General features: G+C 56.4%; 18 protein-coding genes. 10 read left to right on the top strand and 8 right to left on the bottom strand.

The window, feature by feature from the left end; translation table 11 throughout:
- Positions 1 to 42 precede the first annotated feature (42 nt).
- Genes tssJ through ABLV08_RS02890 form a run of 3 tightly spaced genes read left to right on the top strand, consistent with a single transcriptional unit; the run spans position 43 to position 2,385 of the window.
- Positions 43 to 579, top strand: coding sequence for a type VI secretion system lipoprotein TssJ (gene tssJ, locus ABLV08_RS02900; protein ID WP_175879567.1), 537 nt, complete (start codon positions 43 to 45; stop codon positions 577 to 579).
- A gap of 1 nt (position 580) precedes the next feature.
- Positions 581 to 1,024, top strand: a complete 444-nt coding sequence (gene tssE, locus ABLV08_RS02895; RefSeq protein ID WP_015705635.1) for a type VI secretion system baseplate subunit TssE — start codon at positions 581 to 583, stop codon at positions 1,022 to 1,024.
- A gap of 20 nt (positions 1,025 to 1,044) precedes the next feature.
- Complete coding sequence (locus ABLV08_RS02890; RefSeq protein WP_348855540.1) at positions 1,045 to 2,385, top strand: VasL domain-containing protein; 1,341 nt, start codon at positions 1,045 to 1,047, stop codon at positions 2,383 to 2,385.
- Between the two features lie 65 nt (positions 2,386 to 2,450).
- On the opposite strand, the gene ABLV08_RS02885 is transcribed toward ABLV08_RS02890, so the two are convergent.
- The 7 genes from ABLV08_RS02885 to ABLV08_RS02855 all read right to left on the bottom strand — a co-directional run bounded on the left by ABLV08_RS02885 (position 2,451) and on the right by ABLV08_RS02855 (position 10,036).
- The gene (locus tag ABLV08_RS02885; protein WP_015366302.1) at positions 2,451 to 3,017 is read right to left on the bottom strand and encodes a DJ-1/PfpI family protein; all 567 of its coding nucleotides are present in this window, start codon (positions 3,015 to 3,017) and stop codon (positions 2,451 to 2,453) included.
- A 171-nt stretch (positions 3,018 to 3,188) separates the two neighbouring features.
- Positions 3,189 to 3,383: a hypothetical protein gene (locus ABLV08_RS02880; RefSeq protein ID WP_015366303.1), complete on the bottom strand. Its 195-nt coding sequence runs from the start codon at positions 3,381 to 3,383 to the stop codon at positions 3,189 to 3,191.
- 203 nt (positions 3,384 to 3,586) lie between these two features.
- Positions 3,587 to 4,669, bottom strand: coding sequence for an oxidoreductase (locus ABLV08_RS02875; protein ID WP_015705632.1), 1,083 nt, complete (start codon positions 4,667 to 4,669; stop codon positions 3,587 to 3,589).
- A 13-nt stretch (positions 4,670 to 4,682) separates the two neighbouring features.
- Positions 4,683 to 5,429 (bottom strand): DeoR/GlpR family DNA-binding transcription regulator, encoded by a 747-nt coding sequence (locus ABLV08_RS02870; protein ID WP_015366305.1) that lies wholly within the window; start codon positions 5,427 to 5,429, stop codon positions 4,683 to 4,685.
- 187 nt (positions 5,430 to 5,616) lie between these two features.
- Positions 5,617 to 7,434: an ABC transporter ATP-binding protein gene (locus ABLV08_RS02865; protein ID WP_348855538.1), complete on the bottom strand. Its 1,818-nt coding sequence runs from the start codon at positions 7,432 to 7,434 to the stop codon at positions 5,617 to 5,619.
- Between the two features lie 3 nt (positions 7,435 to 7,437).
- Positions 7,438 to 8,889, bottom strand: a complete 1,452-nt coding sequence (locus ABLV08_RS02860) for a M81 family metallopeptidase (RefSeq protein ID WP_015705630.1) — start codon at positions 8,887 to 8,889, stop codon at positions 7,438 to 7,440.
- 13 nt (positions 8,890 to 8,902) lie between these two features.
- The gene (locus ABLV08_RS02855; protein ID WP_047054854.1) at positions 8,903 to 10,036 is read right to left on the bottom strand and encodes an ROK family transcriptional regulator; all 1,134 of its coding nucleotides are present in this window, start codon (positions 10,034 to 10,036) and stop codon (positions 8,903 to 8,905) included.
- 232 nt (positions 10,037 to 10,268) lie between these two features.
- On the opposite strand from ABLV08_RS02855, the gene ABLV08_RS02850 reads away from it, so the two are divergent.
- From ABLV08_RS02850 to ABLV08_RS02835, 4 genes are read left to right on the top strand one after another with little or no spacing between them, the layout of a single operon-like run.
- Positions 10,269 to 11,801: an ABC transporter substrate-binding protein gene (locus ABLV08_RS02850; protein WP_348855537.1), complete on the top strand. Its 1,533-nt coding sequence runs from the start codon at positions 10,269 to 10,271 to the stop codon at positions 11,799 to 11,801.
- 24 nt (positions 11,802 to 11,825) lie between these two features.
- Positions 11,826 to 12,746: an ABC transporter permease gene (locus ABLV08_RS02845; protein WP_049053387.1), complete on the top strand. Its 921-nt coding sequence runs from the start codon at positions 11,826 to 11,828 to the stop codon at positions 12,744 to 12,746.
- A gap of 1 nt (position 12,747) precedes the next feature.
- Complete coding sequence (locus tag ABLV08_RS02840) at positions 12,748 to 13,608, top strand: ABC transporter permease (protein WP_015366311.1); 861 nt, start codon at positions 12,748 to 12,750, stop codon at positions 13,606 to 13,608.
- A complete protein-coding gene (locus ABLV08_RS02835) occupies positions 13,605 to 14,522 on the top strand; it encodes an ROK family protein (RefSeq protein ID WP_348855536.1) in 918 nt (305 codons plus the stop codon). The genes ABLV08_RS02840 and ABLV08_RS02835 overlap by 4 nt, the downstream gene beginning before the upstream one ends.
- 403 nt (positions 14,523 to 14,925) lie before the next feature.
- Here ABLV08_RS02835 and ABLV08_RS02830 read toward each other — a convergent pair whose 3' ends face one another.
- Positions 14,926 to 15,369, bottom strand: coding sequence for a GNAT family N-acetyltransferase (locus ABLV08_RS02830; RefSeq protein ID WP_015705626.1), 444 nt, complete (start codon positions 15,367 to 15,369; stop codon positions 14,926 to 14,928).
- 180 nt (positions 15,370 to 15,549) lie between these two features.
- Here ABLV08_RS02830 and zntB point away from each other — a divergent pair, with 180 nt between their 5' ends.
- The 3 genes from zntB (at position 15,550) to dbpA (ending at position 18,391) form a co-directional block, all read left to right on the top strand.
- Positions 15,550 to 16,533, top strand: a complete 984-nt coding sequence (zntB, locus tag ABLV08_RS02825; RefSeq protein ID WP_015366313.1) for a zinc transporter ZntB — start codon at positions 15,550 to 15,552, stop codon at positions 16,531 to 16,533.
- Between the two features lie 287 nt (positions 16,534 to 16,820).
- Positions 16,821 to 17,003, top strand: a complete 183-nt coding sequence (locus ABLV08_RS02820; protein WP_071596126.1) for a hypothetical protein — start codon at positions 16,821 to 16,823, stop codon at positions 17,001 to 17,003.
- Between the two features lie 14 nt (positions 17,004 to 17,017).
- Complete coding sequence (gene dbpA, locus ABLV08_RS02815; protein WP_032712634.1) at positions 17,018 to 18,391, top strand: ATP-dependent RNA helicase DbpA; 1,374 nt, start codon at positions 17,018 to 17,020, stop codon at positions 18,389 to 18,391.
- The last annotated feature ends 2 nt before the right edge of the window (positions 18,392 to 18,393 follow it).

The raw sequence follows: 18,393 nt of genomic DNA, 5'->3' as shown, positions 1-18,393 counted from the left end.
CAGCGCGTCCGAAAAATATTCACCGAAGGGAGAACGATGAAGATGGCAACTATCGCTGGTAAAAATTGCGCCACATTGCTGCCCATCACTCTCACTGCAGCCTTAACCGGCTGCGGCCTGACGCAGAGCGTAAAAGATGGAGCCGTCTCAGTGACCTACGCTATTTTTTATAAACAGATCAAAACGCTGCATTTGGATATTCGGGCCCGGGAAGGGGTGAACCACAATGCGCAAGGGGCGTCATTGGCAACCGTAGTGCGAATTTACCAACTCAAAGAGCGCAAAGCGTTTGACGCCAGCGATTATCCCTCGCTATTTGCTGACGATAGCCGGGCAATACCAAGCGATTGGCTGGCCCAAAAAGATATCCGTCTACGCCCGGGGGAATCCGTGGCGCTGGATATGCCGCTGGAGACGGCGGCGCAATACGTCGCGGTGGCGGGGATGTTTATCGCGCCGGATCGGGTCAAGGACAGCTGGCGGTTAGTGTTGACCCGCGACGACCTCGACCCCGACAAGCCGCATATTATCGAAGCCGGTCACAACCGGCTGACGCTGCAACCGTTAAAAGGTAACTAAAATGCCACGCCCCTCACTTTACGACACCCTGTTTGGTAATTTCTCCGGCGGTCTCGATCTGCATCAGATCGGTGAAGAAAATCAGGTCATTTTATCGGTGCTTGATAATATGCAGCGTATCCTCAACTGCCGGGCGGGTACGCTGGCGCATCTTCCGGATTACGGTCTGCCGGATATGACAAAAATTCTCCAGGGGATGCCGGGTAGCGCGCACCAGTTAATGACCACGCTGTCCGCGGTACTGCTCAAATACGAACCGCGGCTGAATAGCCTCCGTGTGGAGATGCTCGAACAGACACAGCCGGGCGAACTGCGTTATGCCATCGACGCGGAACTGAAAGAAATTGGTCTGGTACGCTATGGCACGGAATTTATGCCTGAAGGCAGGGTTCTCCTTCGCCATCTGAAACAGCAACAGTATCTGAATGCCCGCACCGCTATTTAGCCCTCACTCTGGTTACCTCTATGACAACTTATCCTAAGCGTCACCTGACTACCGGCGGCGACCCGCGCACGCTGGCAGACTACGCAAAGCTGCGTGAAGAAATGCATAAACTCAGCCACCCGGCGCGCCCCGACGTTGACTGGCTATACGCAGAACGGCTTTGTCTATCGCTGTTTGACCGTAACGGCGTAGAGCTGCAGACTGCGGCCTGGTATACGCTTGCCCGTACGCAGTTAACCGGTTTATCCGGCCTGAATGAAGGCCTTGCTATCCTGGAAACGCTGATTACCCGTCAGTGGGGGAGCCTTTGGCCACAGCCGGTACACGCGCGGATGGAAATCCTTAGCGGTTTGGGTAAACGGCTACAGCAAGCGCTGCGTACGCTGACGCTGACCTATGCCGATCTTAGTTTGATTTATGAGGCGGAAGCGCATCTGAAAGCGCTGGATGTTGCGCTACAGCGTCTGGAATTAAAGCATGCCAGTCAGTTTGATGCGTTGCTCAATTTGATGCATAACGCGGCGGTACGGCTGGAGAATAGCGATGGTGTAACTAGCGTTGATACCCTACCGCGCGTAGTCGCGATGGAGAATGCTTCCACCCATTTGGATGAGCCGGTTGAGCGAACGAAGTGGATTTATATTGCGCCGCCGGAAACGCTACCACACGAGCAAGCCGGCAATGAGCATCAGATCTCTGAAAAACGATGGCGACCTTTTGTGGCCGGTATGCTGACGATGCTGGCGCTGGGCGCTGCGGCGGGATGGGGGTGGCAGGCGATGGCTAAACCAGAGCCGGAACAGCGGCAATTCGCTCTCAGTCTGGCGCCATTGCCGACGGTACTTTCGCCAGATCAGTTACGCTCCTTTTCTCAGCACGCACCGCCGGCAGACGGTGGGATAAAGCAGACCCGGCAGCAGCTGTCAGATCTGGCCCAACTCAAGCCGAATTGGGCCATCGACTATAGCGAGCAACTGGTACAACAGGCACAAGTGCTATGGCCGGAGCAGGCGAAAACATTGTCCTCGCAGTGGCAGCAGCAGATCATAGCCGCCGCGCTGCCGGCGGAAAATCTCACCGGGTGGTATCAGGGAATGCAGCAACTGCAGCAATTAACTCAGCGTCTGGATGCCCTTGATGAACAGAAGGGCAAATACATGACGGTTAGTGAACTGAAATCCGCGGTGTTCGCCATTACTCAGTCTTTTAATCGAACCGTCCCGGCTGAAGAACAGTTACGCCAACTGTCAGCGATGACAGAAGGACAAATCAGGCGTGCCGCGCAGCAAAAACAGACGGAACAGCACCTGCAACAGCTGATAGTCTCTTATGCGCTACTGAAAAGTAAAACGCCGGAATAGCTTCGCGCAAGGCGTAAGGGCTGAGGCATCTCGTAGCGTAGCGACGCCAGCCCTGGCAAAGGTGCTTACCGCTGCAGCACCTCGGCAAATTTAGCAAGCCACTGCGGATGGGCGGGCCAGGCGGGGGCGGTGACCAGATTGCCGTCAACGTGCGCCTGGTCGATGCCAATATCCGCATAATGCCCGCCGCTGAGTCGCACTTCGGGAGCGCAAGCCGGGTAAGCGCTACAGGTACGGCCTTTAAGAATACCCGCGGCGGCCAGAAGCTGCGGGCCATGGCAAACGGCAGCAATCGGTTTATGCGCGGCGTCGAAAGCCTGTACCAGCTTAATTACCTGCTCATTCAGGCGCAGATATTCGGGGGCGCGGCCGCCGGGGATCAACAGGGCGTCGTAGTCCTGTTCTCTGGCGCTGGCAAAATCGGCGTTCAGCACGAAGCGGTGACCGGGTTTTTCGCTGTAGGTCTGAGCGCCGTCAAAATCATGAATCGCCGTCATAATATAATCGCCTTTGCTCTTATCCGGACAGACGGCATCAACCTGATGGCCGATCATCTGTAATGCCTGAAACGGTACCATGGTCTCGTAATCTTCAGCGTAATCACCCACCAGCATTAAAATTTTCTTGCCCATATTCTTGTTCCTCCCACGATAAAGATGAATAAGATATAGACTGCCACAAGAGAGAAAGCGAACCGTGAGGGCGCTCAAAAATGGTTATTGATGACATTTGGCTGCCGGGATTTAACCCGAGGGGAATGCGTTGCCGCAGCCAACGGCCACGGCAACAAGAAGCGGTCAGAGTTAATCCACGTTAGTGAAGTAGTCGCGAGCGACCGCTTCCACACGCTTTGCTTCCAGGCCGGTCTTTTCGCTGATCCCGGCGATAAACGGCTTGAACTGCTCGGTCATCACATGGCCGCCGTCCCAGTGGGCGACGTAGTAACGGCACTGATAGCGATAAAAGTGGAGGGTCTTTTCTCCTAACGTGTAATACATGACATTCTCCTGTCCAGTGTGTCGGGCTGCGTCCGCAGAAGCTAAGGGCGTACCACAATAATCAGGTATTTGATTATATCCTGCTCCCAAATGTGGGAAATTTCCAGCAGCCAATTGGCGATCGAGAGAGATTTTCCTGGGGAGAGTTTTCAGCAGAAGAGAATATGTAGCGGCTGAAGAGTACGACAGCCGCCAGGGAGAGCTTACTGAAGCCCGGCCAGTTCGTTGGCGGTTAACGCCAGCTTCTGCACGCTGCCGCTTTCTGACGAGGCAACGGCAGCTTCCAGCACCGCCATCACTGCCAGCGCCTGTAGCGGAGGCACCGGGTTGGCAATTTTGCCCAGCAGGGCATCGCGAACCTGAATATAGTACTGGCGCTGATCGCCTTTCGGCGTGGCGAGCGTGTGCGCCTGCAGGCTGGCGTCGAACAACGTCATGCTGTCGTCATCCTGGCCCCAGCTTTCACTCCCTGGGATGACGCCTGCCAGCAGCTGGCTCTCCTGCTGGTCTGCTTTCAGTTTCACGACGCTGCCGCTATCTCCGTGGACCGTGAAACGCGAGACGCCGCCGGCCACCAGCATGCTACAGTGCAAAATCACTTTGTGCTGTGGATAGTTCAGTACCACATGTGCCCAGTCGTTAATCTCCGCGCCCTGGCGCAGGGTGGCAATATTGCCCTGTACAGTTTGCGGCAGGCCGAAAAGTTGCAGCGTCTGGTCGATCAGGTGCGGGCCAATATCAAACCACAGGCCACTACCTGGTACATTCTGCTCGCGCCAGCGGACGCGAACCTGCGGGCGGAAGCGGTCGATATGCGACTCGAAATGCTTAACCTTGCCGATCAGCCCCTGCTCGATGGCCTGCTTAATGCCGAGATAATCGCTATCCCAACGGCGGTTATGGAAGACAGAAAGCAACCGTTGCTTTTCTTCCGCCAGCGCGATCAGCTCGCGCGCTTCCTGCATATCGAGAGTAAAAGGTTTATCTACCACTACGTGCTTACCGGCATTGAGCGCCAGGCGAGCCAGCGGGGCGTGGGTGGCGTTTGGCGAAGCGAGTACCACCAGATCGACGTCCGGATGCTGAATGGCCTCTTCCGGCGAAGCGATGACCGCGACATCCGGCAGATCCTGCTTCACTTTAGCTTCGTCGCGGGAGGCGACGACGGCAAGCTTTAACCCTTCGACCGAATTAATGAGCGGCGCGTGAAACGTTTTGCCGACAAATCCGTAGCCGATCAGCGCAATATTAATGTGCTTACCTGCGCCGTTGATAACTTTATGCATGACTTTCTCCACGTTATTCAGCGTCAGCAATGCTGACCTGCATTGAATTGTCTTCGCCAAGCGCGTGCCACGGCTTGTCGAGGAATAGACGATCGATGTGTTTCAGTTCGGCGACCAGGTAAGGCTCGCAGCGATTAAGTTTCAGATGATCAGCCACCAGCCAGTGCTCGACGCTGGCAGCCAGCATGGCGCGTTTTACTTCAGCATCCGCTTCCTGGCTGGCGCTAAGCCCTTGCCGCGCATGGATCGCGCAGGCGCCGAGAATGGCGATATCCGCGCGGTAACGAGAAAGCAGCGCCAGCGTGGCGCTACCGGCAAACAGCCGCTGCCGCATATCCCATTTCCCGCCAAGTAAAACCAACTCGATATCGGGCCGTTCGCTAAATAGTTGGGCAATATCCAGCGAAGGGGTGATGACCGTCAGCGGTCCTTTTAGATGAGCGGCGACGGCCAGTACCGTGCTGCCGGCGTCTAAAAATAGCGTTGCTCCCGGTGGGACCTCACGGGCGACCAGCGCGCCAAGGCGTTGTTTAGTCTCCGGCAGCAGCGCGTTGCGCCCCTGGCGATTCATGGCCGGAAGATCGAGGGCGATAGCGCCGCCATGGTTTTTCTGCACCAGTCCGCGTTTTTCCAGGTCACTTAGATCGCGGCGAACGGTATCGGGTGAGACCTGCAATCGTTCAACCAGTTCGCTGATGCTAATTTGACCGTTTTCGCTCAGTAGTTCGAGCAAAAACTGTTGTCGGGCGGTTTTATGCATAATTGCTGTTCCTGCAAAATACTGCAACAACCTGCATAATACAGCATGATGTGAGAATGTGAATCGCAAAAAACAGCAAAAAATGCGTTGCCAGTTAAAAGGGGAGATGGAGCATCGCTTTTTGGGAAGGGGGACCGGCTCAGCGCAGCCTGTAGAGCGTTAAACCGGTCTATTCAAGGTAATCCGCTCAGCGCATTACCCAGTGCTGATTACCGACTTGTTCGTAGCGACGGGTCGGCGGCTGCCAGTCTTTATCGCGAAACGGCGACGGCAGTTCATCGTTATTGGCTTCACGCAACAGATGGCGACGAGACGGATCGGTCTTTGGGATCGCCGCAATCAGCTTTTGCGTATACGGGTGCTGCGGATTGGCGAAAATGGCCTGCCGCGGGCCAATTTCGACGATTTCACCGAGATACATCACCGCCACCCGGTGGCTGATGCGTTCAATCACCGCCATATCATGCGAGATGAACAGAAAGGCGATTTTCATCGTTCGTTGCAGTTCGATAATCAGGTTGACCACCTGCGCCTTGACCGACACATCCAGCGCCGACACCGACTCGTCGGCGATAATCACCTTGGGGTTCATCGCCAGCGCGCGGGCAATGCAGATGCGCTGGCGCTGACCACCGGAAAATTCATGCGGATAGCGGTTAAGTACCGCGACGTTGAGCCCCACTTTTTCAATTAATTCATGGGCGCGCGCCAGCGCCTGCTGGCGGGTGGCAAGGCCATTTTCCAGCAGCGGTTCAATCAGCGTTTCCTGGATTTTCAGCCGCGGATTCAGACTGGCGAACGGATCCTGAAATATCATCTGGATATCCTGACGCATCCGCTTTTGCTGCTGGCGCCCGGCTTGCAGGACGTCATAACCATGGAGACGAACATGACCGGATTGTGCCTGGACCAGGCGGATAAGACTGCGACCGGTGGTCGATTTACCGCAGCCTGATTCGCCCACCAGCGATAGCGTTTCGCCGGGCCATAAATCAAAGCTGACGTTTTCTACGGCGTGGATATGCCCGGCTAACTGATTGAAAAAGCCTTTTTTGACGGGAAAACGGGTGACCAGGTTTTTGACCGACAGCACAGGTTCGTTGCTGGTCAGACTGAGATCCGCTTCTGGCGGATAACGATGAATTTCTCCGGTTTGCAGGTTCACCGATGGAAATTTACAAGGGGTCGAGCTTACATCCATTTCACCTGCCGCAGGTACCGAGGCCAGCAGCGCGCGGGTATAGGGCTGTTGAGGTGCGGCGAATAGCGTCGTTGTGCGCTCGCATTCGATGGCGTCGCCGTGGAACATCACCAGCGTATCGTCGGCGGTTTCCGCGACCACGCCCATATCATGAGTAATAAACAGCACCGCGGTATTGTTTTCTGCCTGCAGAGTTTTAATCAGATCGAGGATTTGCCCCTGGATAGTGACGTCCAGCGCGGTAGTAGGTTCATCGGCGATCAGCAGTTTTGGCTTCAGGGCCAGCGCCATCGCGATCATCGCGCGCTGGCGCATACCGCCGGAAAACTGATGCGGATATTCATCGAAACGCTGTGCAGGATGCGGAATGCGGACTTTTTCCAGCAGGGCGATGGCCTCCTGCTTCGCCTGGCGCGCCGATAAACTCTGATGGCGGATAAAAACTTCCGCTATCTGATTGCCGATGGTAAAGGCCGGATTAAGACTGGTCATCGGCTCCTGAAAAATCATCGCTACCTCGGCGCCGCGTACACGACGCATCTCCTCTTCAGGAAGCTCGAGCAGGGATTTGCCGCCGAGCAACACCTGTCCCTCGGTACGGCTATGGCGGGCAGAAAGCAGGCGCATGATGGCCATCGCCGTCACGCTTTTGCCTGAGCCCGATTCGCCGACAATCGCCAGCGTCTTACCTGGATAAAGGCTAAAACTGATATTACGCACCACTTTCTGCCAGCTATCGCCGTGGCGGAATGAGATGCTCAGATTGTTGACGGCCAGTACTGGCGCAGGCGTTTCCCGGTTCATGACTCAGGACTCCCTGGCAAAGGGCGCGCGGGCGGAAACCCGCACCTGTGGAGTGAATTCGATGTCACGCGTAAACGGCCAGGTCGGGGTCAGCATTCGCCGGCGGGCCACCCGTTCAATATCCTGATCGACGACCCCTTCCGAGAGCGCCATCAGGTTCGGATTGGCCAGCGGCGCCAGTTCCGGCGATAAATAGCCGGATTTGACCACCAGAATTTTCACCTGCCGCGGGTCGAGTCCTAGCGCGCTAAAGTCGGCAATGTCGTGATACGGACGACGACGGTCGGCCACCACCACGGTAATACCGCCGGTCTGCAAAATCGCCTGATTGGCCGGGCGCTGCGGGCTTGCCGCCAGTAGGCCTGTCACGGTAAAACGCGCGCTTGCGCTGACGCCCGCCGGATCGAGGTTAGCGCCGAGTGTTAGCTGTAGTTCCGCGCCAATGCCGGCTTCAAAGGCCGCACGCGTCGCCGGCGCGTCGGTAATGCCGGCAACCAGGGTATTTTGCGCCTGCTGGCGTAGCAGTTCGGCGAGCACATCGCCGCGATCGCCGACGCCGCCGCCGGTTGGATTATCGCCAGAATCCGCCAGGATCACCGGGCCCGTGGCGCTGGCGATAGCCTGAGCGACGCATTCGGCGACGCCGCCCGTCCGGCAGCCGAAAACAAAATCTTCCCGCGCGTCCCAATAGGCCTGCGCCAGTTTTGCGGCCTGTTGCTCCAGTACCGCGCGATCGGTGCCGGTAAAAATGGCCGCGGCGGTGGCGCGCGGTTCATCGGCCCATACGTAGCCGACCATTAATGAGCTATCGAGTACGCCGTCTATCTGGTCGCTGTGCGGCAGCATGGCGTACAGGCTTTTTGCCGGTTCATCATCCGTACTGGTTCGTTCGCCAGGCAGTAATACCGGGATGGGCGCCCACACGACGCCCGGGCGCACGCCGCTTTGCAGACTATTCACCAGCATACTGACCGAACGGCGCATGGTCTCTTCTATATCGATATGCGGCGCGGTGCGATAGGTTGAGAACATGTCGATGGCGTCGATAATGCGCTGGGTCACGTTACCGTGTAGATCGTAGCTGACGGCAATCGGGCAGTCATCGCCAACGCAGGCGCGGGCGGCGGCGATCCAGTCTCCTTCGGCATCTTCCATACCTTCAACGAACATTGCGCCGTGCATCGCCAGGTACAGGCCGTCGATCGGCAGTTGCGCCTGTAGACGGCTTAAGAATTCGGCTTTGAACTGTTCATAGGTCTCTCGCGCCACCGGGCCGCCGGGAATCGCCCTGGTGTGCAGCGTCGGCAGAAACGTCGCCGGATAATCACGTAAAAACTGAAAGTGGGGCGCCTCCAGTAGGGCATCGCCCTTGACGGTGCGAAACTCTGCTTCATGAGTCAGTACCGGGTTAAACGTGCTGCATTCAATATGTATTCCGCCAACGGCAATGCGCATAGGGACCTCGAAATTAGGCTGGGAAGAGAACGTGAGTCAGCGCGACGCTCGCCGCGGCGAGCGCCCAACTGTCCTGCGTCAGCGGGCGATAGATAAGCGGTGTGTTTCCCGCCATCCCCGGCAGCAGGTTGGTTTCTATAGCTTGTTGCATCACGGTATTCAGTAAACCGTTAAAGCTTTCCGGCTGATGGGCAAGCATGATCGCCGCCGGATCGTGGGTCTGGATCTGATGTGAAATAGCCAACCCTAAGGCGTCACCGGCCCGATGCAAGATCTGGATGGCGGCAGTGTGGCCCTTGCGCGCCATGGCCTCCAGTTCATCCAGTTGGTCGGTGTTGATACCGGCCATGCGCGCCTGTTCAAAGATAGCGGTGAGAGACGCAATGGTGTCGAGACAGCCGCGCTTCCCGCAGCGACAAGGCGTGCCTGCAGGCACAATGGTGCAATGGGCTATTTCGCCTGCGCCGCCGTGGGCGCCGCGCCAGATTCGGTCATAGATGACCGCCGCGCTGCCGATGCCGCTGCCGTGGGAAATCACCACTGCGCTCTCCAGCTTGCGCAGATGACCAAACGTTTTCTCCCAGTTCGCCAGTGCCCGGGTGTCGTTTTCAATAAATACCGGGATCCCGCCGGTCGCGTGGCTTAACAATTCAGCTAGCGGCACCTGATGCCAGCCCAGCAGCGCCGACTGTACGCAGACCGCTTGCGCGGCGTCCACAAAGGCAGACAGGGCAAAACCGATGCCGACCAGCCGTTGGCGCTCGATGAGCGTATCCTTTAATAAACTGCGGATTTCACCCGCCAGTTGCTGGATTACGTCGGGGATTTCAAGCTGTGGCGTGAGCAGGCGCTCGGCGATTTTCTCGCCGCTGGCATTCATCAGCACCAACACAAGCTGATTATCAATCAGTGAGATGCCGATGGCGTAAGCAGCGTCCGGCGCCAGGGACAGGGTGACGGAGGGGCGTCCCTGACCGCCGGAAGCGGCCATATCGCTCTCCTGTAGCAGACCATCAGCCAGCATCTCTTTTACCAGCGCACCAATGGCCGCTTTACTCATACCCGTCAGGCGGGCGAGGTCAGCGCGGCTGGCGCCTTCCTCGCTACTGACCAAATGAATCAATTGTTGGTGGAGTTTGTTCAGCATAGTTACTCAGCCATAACGCTTTTTTCTGAACATAATCGCGGGCTGGCGCTTTAGCAACCAGTTTATTTTCAAAAATAACTAAACAATCACATATAAGTTAAATTTATTACCTAATTAAGCGTTATTCATGGCTAATATCACATTTATGGGACTCTGTTTTAGGTAAAAAGAAAACCTAATCGCAACATAAAAGCCACAACTGGCGACATAACAGACAGGTAGGGGTTAACGGATGAAGGCAATTATGAATAAATATCGACTTGCCATTCTGGCAGGCTTACTGGCGACTGGCGGGGCGACGGCGCTGCAGGCGGCGACGCTGAACGTGATGCAAAACGAACCTCCGCGCAGCATGGACCCGGGCGATCAAACCGCGACCTTTACCGATACTGTATTAAAACCAATGTACGAAGGACTGGTAGATTTATCGCCGGATTTCAAGATAGCGCCCGCGCTGGCCACTGCCTGGAAGGTTAGCGATGACGGTAAAGTCTGGACGTTTACCCTGCGTAAAAACGTGACTTTCCATGACGGCTCGCCGTTCAATGCCGATGCGGTGGTGGCCAATATCGAACGACATATCGACCCGAAAGGCGGTCTGGCCGCGAGTTCGCGGATGCGCAACGTTATCGCTTCCGTGAAGAAGCTCGATGATAACAACGTCGAGATTACGCTGAAAAAGGTCTATCCCTCTTTCCTCAATCTGTTGACCGGCGGCTCGGCGAAGATGGTGAGCCCGGCGGCAGCGAAAGCCGGCACCATTGGCCGTAAAGCGGACGGTACCGGCCCGTACATGCTGCAGGAGTATAAAACCGGTGAATATGTGCTGGAGAAGAAAAACCCGAAATACTGGGGCGAGAATCACGGCCCGGATGAGATTAAGTGGACCTGGAGCTCGGAGCCGTCGGTAATGAACATGGCGCTGCTTTCCGGCCAGGTCGATGTGATTAACCCGGTACCGCCGCAGTTTGGTCGGCAGTTGAAAAGCAACCCGCAGGTGAAACTGGAGCAGGGGCAGGGGGCGTCGGTATTCTGGGTGGCGCTCAACGTTGAGCAAAAACCGCTGAACGATGTCCGCGTGCGTCAGGCCCTGAACCTGGCGACCGACAAAGAAGCGCTGCTGAAGGCGGTGATGTTTGGCTTTGCTTCTGCCGCCAACTCGCCGCTGGCGCCGGTGAACGAAGGATATGATAAAACCCTCAACGACTATCCGTGGGATCTCGATAAAGCGAAAGCGCTATTAAAAGAGGCCGGTTACCCGCAGGGCTTTGAGATGAACATCGCCGTACAGGGACCGGATGCGCGTACCGCGCAAATCCTGCAGGCGATGTGGGGCAAAGTTGGCGTGAAGCTCAATATCCAGCAGATGGAGAGCGGCGTCTGGAGCAAAGCGGCGTTTGCGCCGGCGGCGGAAAAGTTGGCCAACCGTACCGATGCGGTGCTGGCCTCCTGGTCCTCCGGCCTTAATGGGGCTGATTTGCAGCTGCGCCCGCTGTACTACTCACAGAGCGCCGCGCCGGCCGGGGCTAACCTTGGCTTCTACCGCAACCCGCAGGTGGATGAGCTGTTAGACAAAGCGGCGACCACCATGGATGACAACGCGCGTATTGCCGAATATGTGGCGGCGCAAAAGGCCATTATGCACGACGCACCGCATGTGATGCTCTACTTCCAGGACGATCTGTACGCCACCCGCGCCACCATTAAAGGCGTGCGGATGGAGCCGGGCGGCGAAATTATCGTTACCGAAGCGCAAAAGCCATAACGTCGAGGTCAGGGTGGAGTTGTTATGAAAGCTTATGTGATTAAAAAACTGCTTTCTTTGCCGCTGATCCTGCTGGGGGCATCGCTGATTGTCTTTATGGCGATCAGAATGCTCCCCGGTGACCCGGCCCGCCTGATGGCCGGGCCGCAGGCCACCCAGGATGATGTCAGCCGTATGCATGCGCGCCTCGGTCTGGACGATCCGCTGGCGGTGCAGTATGGCCATTTCGTTAGCGGAATGCTGAAGGGGGATTTTGGCACTTCGCTGAAGTCCGGTCAGCCGGTCTCCGCCGAAATGAGCGAACGGGTTCCTTATACTTTAGGCCTGGCGCTGCTGGCGTGGATGATGGCGGTGATCCTCGGTATTCCCATGGGGATGTGCGCGGCGATTTACCGCAACCATGTAGCCGACCATGTGCTGATGCTGGTAGCGATTGCCGGCGCGTCGATAGCCAATTTCTGGCTGGCGCTGATCGCCATGGATACCTTTTCGGTGAAGCTGGGCTGGCTGCCGCTACTGGGCGCCGAAGGCTGGAAAAGCTATATCCTGCCGTCGGTCTGTCTGGGGATTTTCCCGATGGCGGTGATGTCGCGGATGACCCGCTCCAGTATGGTTGATGTGTTAGGCGAGGATTACATCCGCACCGCGCGGGCCAAAGGGCTGGCGCCGTTTCAGGTCTATTTCAAGCATGCGCTGCGCAATGCGCTGATCCCCATCGTGACGATTATCGCACTGAACTTCGGCAGCCTGATCGGCGGCGCGGTGGTGACCGAGTCGGTGTTTAACTGGCCTGGGATAGGCCGCTATCTGGTGGATTCGGTACGCTATCGCGATTATCCCGTTATTCAGGGAGTGACGATGATTACGGTGGCAAGCGTGGTGGTGATGAACCTGGTTGGCGAGATGATTATCGCCAGAATCAACCCGAAAATAAGGTTTGACTGATATGTCGGAAATTTCACTCGCCAAATCGCGCAGCGGTGTGCTCAGCGGCCTGCGCTGGGGGATGGAGCATCCCTCTCTGACCCTCGGCGGCATCATCGTCGCCTTAATCGTGGTATGTGCTCTCTTCGCGCCGTGGTTAAGCCACTACGATCCCTATGCGCAGGACCTACTGAATATTCTCTCCGCACCGTCGGCCGACCACTGGCTGGGCACCGATGACTATGGCCGCGATATCTTTTCCCGCACCATTTACGGCGCCAGGATCTCGCTGATTGAAGTGGTGGTCAGCGTGGCGCTGTCGCTACTGATGGGGCTACCTCTGGGTATTATCGCCGCCCTGTGTGGTAAAAGTGTCGACCACCTGATTATGTGGGTGATGGATGTCATTTTCGCTTTTCCCGGCATCGTGCTGGCGATCCTGCTGGTCAGCGTCCTCGGCGCAGGGTTGATGAATATGCTGTTGGCGATCGCCATCTTCTCGGTGCCGGTTTACGCGCGCCTCAGCCGTAACTTGACGTTGGGCATCAAGAATATGGAGTACATGGAAGCGGCACGGGCGCTGGGAATTGGCTATCGCCGACAGATAATCCACTACATCCTGCGAAATACCCTGGGGCCGATTACCGTGCAGGCGACATTGACCGGCGGCTCGGTGATCCTTGCCGCCGCTTCGCTCTCCTTCCTCGGCATGGGCGTGCAACCGCCGATGCCGGAGTGGGGGACAATGATGAGCGATGGGCGTAACTTCCTGGGTATCAGCCTGGGGATTTCGCTATGGCCGGGGCTGGCTATTGTCTTTTCGGTATTAGGCTTCAACCTGCTGGGCGATGGCCTGCGTGATTTAATGGATTCGCGCCTATGAGTAACAGCGTGCTGTGTCTGGATATTGGCGGCTCCTTTATTAAAAGCGCGGTTTCTCCAGCGCCGGGGCAACTTGTTATGCCGCGCCAGCGGGCGATGCCGCTAAGCTCCTGGCCCGCCTTCGTCTACGCTGTGCAGGAGATTATCGCGCAATATGGCGATGCGATTAGCGAACAGAGTCCACTGGCGCTCTCCTGCGCCGGCGTGGTAGATGTTGCCAACGATCGTATTCTGTCGAGCAACATTCCGCCGTTCGCCGGTATCGATATAACCCGTTCGCTGCAGGTTGAGCTCGGGCGCCCGGTGGCGATGGCTAACGATGCTGACTGTTTTACCTTAGCCGAGGCGCGTTTCGGCGCGGCAAAAGATCTGCCGGTGGTGTTGGGGGTGATACTCGGCAGCGGGATCGGCGGGGGGATTGCCATCAACGGCAACATTCTCTACGGCAATCAGGGGATCGGCGCCGAGTGGGGGCACGGACCCATTACGCGCACTCAGCTGCGGGGAATTGAGTTGCCGCGGCTGGCCTGCGGCTGCGGACAGCAGGGCTGCCTCGATACGCTCGGCGGTGCAAAAGGGATGCAGCGGCTGCATCAACTGCTCAGCGGTCAGGCGTTAAGCAGTGTCGTGATCGTGAAGCAGGGTATGGCCGGAGAAGAGACAGCGGCGTTCACCCTTGAAATATGGCTTGATCTGGTGAGCGAACCGTTGGCTCATACGGTTAATATCCTCGGGCCGCATAAAATCGTCGCAGGCGGCGGGCTGGCGGGTGAAACGACGCTGCTGGAGCGCCTTGATACAGCATTGCGGGCAAAGATTCTGCTGAAGAGCGCTGAGCCACTACTGGTCGCCGGGCAATTTAGTCGCGAAGGGGGATTACTGGGGGCATCGGTGCTGGGCTGGGAAAAATTTTAGCCAGAAATGTGGCGAATTTGACGGAAGCTTCTAGGATTAGAGCCTATCCCAGTAAGCGTAATTGGCGCAGCCAGTTTGAACACGGACAGCGCGCAGAAACCGGAGCGTACACGTAGTACGTGAGGATTTCGAGCGCTGCCCTGGTTCAAAATGGCAAGTAAAATAGCCCTAATGGGATAGGCTCTTAGTCTGCTTATAAAAATGGAGTAATAACCATGTGCACTAATTTACACGATAACGCCCGCCGCTATGCGGAAGAGAAAAAATGAACTCTTGCTACTAATCCTGTCCTGTGCCCGCCCAGACGACGGCAAAGGTTAATACAGTGGATTAGCCGACGACTGATACGAACGAATACGAACCCGCCAATGGCGGGTTCTCCCTTTCTGGCGGCCTGAACAACTTACTTGAGCATTTTGTTATAGACGTAAAAATCCGTATCGCGTACGAAGCCGCTACGCTCGTATAACGCCTGCGCTTTAGTATTATCGGTTGCCGTGCTGAGCATAATAAATGCGGAATCACTCTCTTTTGCCAGCTGTTCGGCACGGGCAATCAACTGCTGCGCCACGCCGTGCTGGCGGGCAGACTCATCAACGTACAGATCGTAAAGCAACCAGATGCGCTTCATTTCCAGCGAGCAGAACAGGGGATAGAGCTGGGTAAAGCCCACCGCTTTGCCGTCCACTTCTGCGAAGAAAATGACCGACTCATTCAGTTGCAGGCGCTTAAGGATGAACTCCCGCGCCTGGCCGAGATTTTCTTCGACCTGATAGAAACGTCGATAGGCGAGATACAGCGGCAGGATGGTATCGACATCCTGGGGCTGGGCTTGATAAATATTCATACTAAAACCTCATTAAAATTACGGATGTAATTGTAATACAAATATGATCAACTGTCGCCAAACGCACTATGCTGCGTATTTGTTAGGCGATTGCGACGATTGCGGGAGGCGAAATTCAGCCGAATAGCGTACCTTATGGATTATTCACGCTTTTTACAGGCATGCATTAATGGAGGTTCAGTGGACGCGATTAAGGGCTCGGAGCTGAAAGTGCCGGACGCCATCTTTGCATGGGTGCTCGACGGGCAGGGCGGCGTAAAGCCGCTGGCTGATGACGATATTATCGATAAGAGCAGTCCCTGCTGGCTACATCTTAATTATACCCATACCGATAGCGCCGACTGGTTAGCCGCTACGCCGTTGTTACCGAATAATGTTCGCGACGCGCTGGCCGGTGAAAGCACGCGCCCGCGCGTGACGCGCATCGGCGATGGCGCGCTGATTACCTTGCGTTGTATCAACGGCAGCACCGATGAACGCCCCGATCAACTGGTGGCGATGCGACTGTATATGGACGAGCGGCTAATCGTTTCCACTCGTCAGCGTAAGGTGCTGGCGTTGGATGATGTGCTGGGGGATCTGCAGGAAGGCAATGGGCCGACGGATTGCGGCAGCTGGCTGGTGGAAATTTGCGATGCGTTGACCGATCACGCCAGCGAGTTTATTGAACAGCTGCACGACCGGATTATCGACCTTGAAGATGACCTGCTTGATCAACAGGTGCCGCCGCGCGGTTTTCTGGCGCTACTGCGAAAGCAGCTTATCGTCATGCGCCGCTATATGGCTCCGCAGCGCGATGTCTACGCCCGTCTTGCCAGTGAGCGTCTGCCGTGGATGAGTGACGATCACCGTCGGCGGATGCAGGATATTGCCGACCGTCTTGGCCGCGGTCTTGACGAGATTGACAGCTGCATTGCCCGCACGGCAATCATGAGCGATGAAATCGCGCAGATCATGCAGGAGTCGCTGTCGCGGCGGACTTACACGATGTCATTGATGGCGATGGTTTTTTTGCCCAGCACCTTCCTGACCGGTCTGTTTGGCGTCAACCTTGGCGGTATTCCTGGCAACAGCTGGCATCTTGGCTTTTCGATATTTTGCGTAATGTTAGTTGTTCTAATCGGTGGTGTTACCTGGTGGTTACATCGTAGTAAATGGTTGTAAGAAATTGTCTTTTCAGGCGATTTTGCCGCTGAAACTCCGGCAATATTTGAGCGAAATCAATAAACCATCTACCCATTCAGGGCAATATCTCTCTCGCAGGTGAATGCAACGTCAAGCGATGGGCGTTGCGCTCCATATTGTCTTACTTCCTTTTTTGAATTACTGCATAGCACAATTGATTCGTACGACGCCGACTTCATTGAGTCGGCTTTTTTTTTGCCCTCTGCCAGCTAACTTCTACGCTTAAAGAATAGTCCTGTAAAGAGAGGGGATAAAATATGCGTAACATGGCGCTGTCCTTGCAGTCGATACCCATCGGCCCTGAGCCCAATGACCCGGTGCCGGTGCCCGATCCGCGGCCTCGCCCGCACCCGCTTCCCGACCCGCCGCCGGACGATGACCCGATTAAATTGTCGCATCAAGAGCGGAGATCTGCGAGGATACGCGCCTGCAGATTGTCCGCCCTTTAATGCGAGAAAACATTGTGACCGCTTTTTCAACACTGAACCTTTTGCCCGAAGCTCAACTGAACAACCTTAACGAACTGGGATATCACGCAATGACGCCAGTGCAGGCTGCCGCATTGCCTGCGATCCTGGGCGGAAAGGATGTGCGAGTACAGGCGAAAACCGGCAGCGGTAAAACGGCGGCCTTTGGTCTGGGATTGCTACAGCACGTTGATGCCGGTCTGTTCCAGACCCAATCACTGGTGCTGTGCCCGACCCGCGAACTGGCGGATCAGGTTGCTGGCGAACTGCGTCGCCTGGCGCGTTTTTTGCCAAATATTAAAGTATTAACCCTCTGCGGCGGCCAGCCTTTCGGCGCCCAGCGCGATTCCTTACAGCATGCGCCGCATATTATTGTCGCCACGCCTGGCCGCCTGCTTGACCACCTGCAGAAGGGGACCGTATCGCTGGACGCGTTGCAGACGCTGGTTATGGATGAAGCCGATCGCATGCTCGATATGGGCTTTAGCGACGCCATCGATGAAGTGATTCGTTATGCGCCAGCTTCGCGCCAGACCTTACTGTTCTCCGCGACCTGGCCGGAAGCTATTGCCGCAATCAGCGGCCGGGTGCAGCGGGATCCGCAGACGATTGAAATCGATAGCGTTGATGCGCTGCCGTCTATTGAACAGCAGTTCTTCGACGTTTCGCAAAGCGGTAAAATCAAGCTGCTGCAAAAATTGCTCAGCCAGCATCAGCCGGCTTCCTGCGTGGTATTTTGTAATACTAAGCGTGATTGTCAGGCGGTGTGCGATGCATTAAACGCTGCCGGCCAGAGCGCGCTATCGCTGCATGGCGACCTGGAGCAGCGTGACCGCGATCAGACGCTGGTGCGTTTTGCCAACGGTAGCGCGCGCGTACTGGTGGCGACTGACGTGGCGGCGCGCGGCCTGGATATCAAATCGCTGGAGCTGGTGGTTAACTTTGAACTGGCGTGGGATCCTGAAGTTCACGTTCACCGTATCGGGCGTACCGCGCGCGCAGGCGAAAGCGGCCTGGCGATTAGTTTCTGCGCGCCGGAAGAGGCGCAGCGCGCTAACATTCTTGCCGAAATGTTGCAGATCAAACTCAACTGGGTTAACGCGCCGGCGGGTAATCATATTGCGCCGCTGCAGGCGGAAATGGCGACCCTGTGTATTGATGGCGGCAAAAAGGCGAAGATGCGTCCGGGCGATGTGCTGGGGGCGTTAACTGGCGATATGGGGTTTGATGGCGCGGATATCGGTAAGATCAATGTTCATCCCGCGCATGTTTATGTCGCTATCCGTCAGGGCGTGGCGCAGAAGGCGTATAAGCAGCTGCAAAACGGCAAGATCAAAGGCAAGTCCTGCCGCGTACGTTTGCTGAAGTAAGG

The sequence above is a fragment of the Klebsiella sp. CN_Kp088 genome, assembly GCF_040064335.1.
In the GTDB taxonomy this organism is placed as follows: Bacteria; Pseudomonadota; Gammaproteobacteria; order Enterobacterales; family Enterobacteriaceae; genus Klebsiella; species Klebsiella aerogenes.
Note: the sequence above shows the minus strand (reverse complement) of the source record. Positions and strands in the feature narration are given on the sequence as shown.

Bases quoted from the DNA above. Each gene is read 5' to 3' on its own strand.
- tssJ (WP_175879567.1), top strand. From the start codon at position 43: ATGGCAACTATCGCTGGTAAAAATTGCGCCACATTGCTGCCCATCACT.
- ABLV08_RS02865 (WP_348855538.1), bottom strand. From the start codon at position 7,434: ATGAACCGGGAAACGCCTGCGCCAGTACTGGCCGTCAACAATCTGAGC.
- ABLV08_RS02885 (WP_015366302.1), bottom strand. From the start codon at position 3,017: ATGGGCAAGAAAATTTTAATGCTGGTGGGTGATTACGCTGAAGATTAC.
- ABLV08_RS02870 (WP_015366305.1), bottom strand. From the start codon at position 5,429: ATGCATAAAACCGCCCGACAACAGTTTTTGCTCGAACTACTGAGCGAA.
- ABLV08_RS02860 (WP_015705630.1), bottom strand. From the start codon at position 8,889: ATGCGCATTGCCGTTGGCGGAATACATATTGAATGCAGCACGTTTAAC.
- ABLV08_RS02850 (WP_348855537.1), top strand. From the start codon at position 10,269: ATGAAGGCAATTATGAATAAATATCGACTTGCCATTCTGGCAGGCTTA.
- ABLV08_RS02835 (WP_348855536.1), top strand. From the start codon at position 13,605: ATGAGTAACAGCGTGCTGTGTCTGGATATTGGCGGCTCCTTTATTAAA.
- ABLV08_RS02875 (WP_015705632.1), bottom strand. From the start codon at position 4,669: ATGCATAAAGTTATCAACGGCGCAGGTAAGCACATTAATATTGCGCTG.
- ABLV08_RS02840 (WP_015366311.1), top strand. From the start codon at position 12,748: ATGTCGGAAATTTCACTCGCCAAATCGCGCAGCGGTGTGCTCAGCGGC.
- ABLV08_RS02845 (WP_049053387.1), top strand. From the start codon at position 11,826: ATGAAAGCTTATGTGATTAAAAAACTGCTTTCTTTGCCGCTGATCCTG.
- ABLV08_RS02880 (WP_015366303.1), bottom strand. From the start codon at position 3,383: ATGTATTACACGTTAGGAGAAAAGACCCTCCACTTTTATCGCTATCAG.
- ABLV08_RS02830 (WP_015705626.1), bottom strand. From the start codon at position 15,369: ATGAATATTTATCAAGCCCAGCCCCAGGATGTCGATACCATCCTGCCG.
- ABLV08_RS02855 (WP_047054854.1), bottom strand. From the start codon at position 10,036: ATGCTGAACAAACTCCACCAACAATTGATTCATTTGGTCAGTAGCGAG.
- ABLV08_RS02820 (WP_071596126.1), top strand. From the start codon at position 16,821: ATGGCGCTGTCCTTGCAGTCGATACCCATCGGCCCTGAGCCCAATGAC.
- ABLV08_RS02890 (WP_348855540.1), top strand. From the start codon at position 1,045: ATGACAACTTATCCTAAGCGTCACCTGACTACCGGCGGCGACCCGCGC.
- tssE (WP_015705635.1), top strand. From the start codon at position 581: ATGCCACGCCCCTCACTTTACGACACCCTGTTTGGTAATTTCTCCGGC.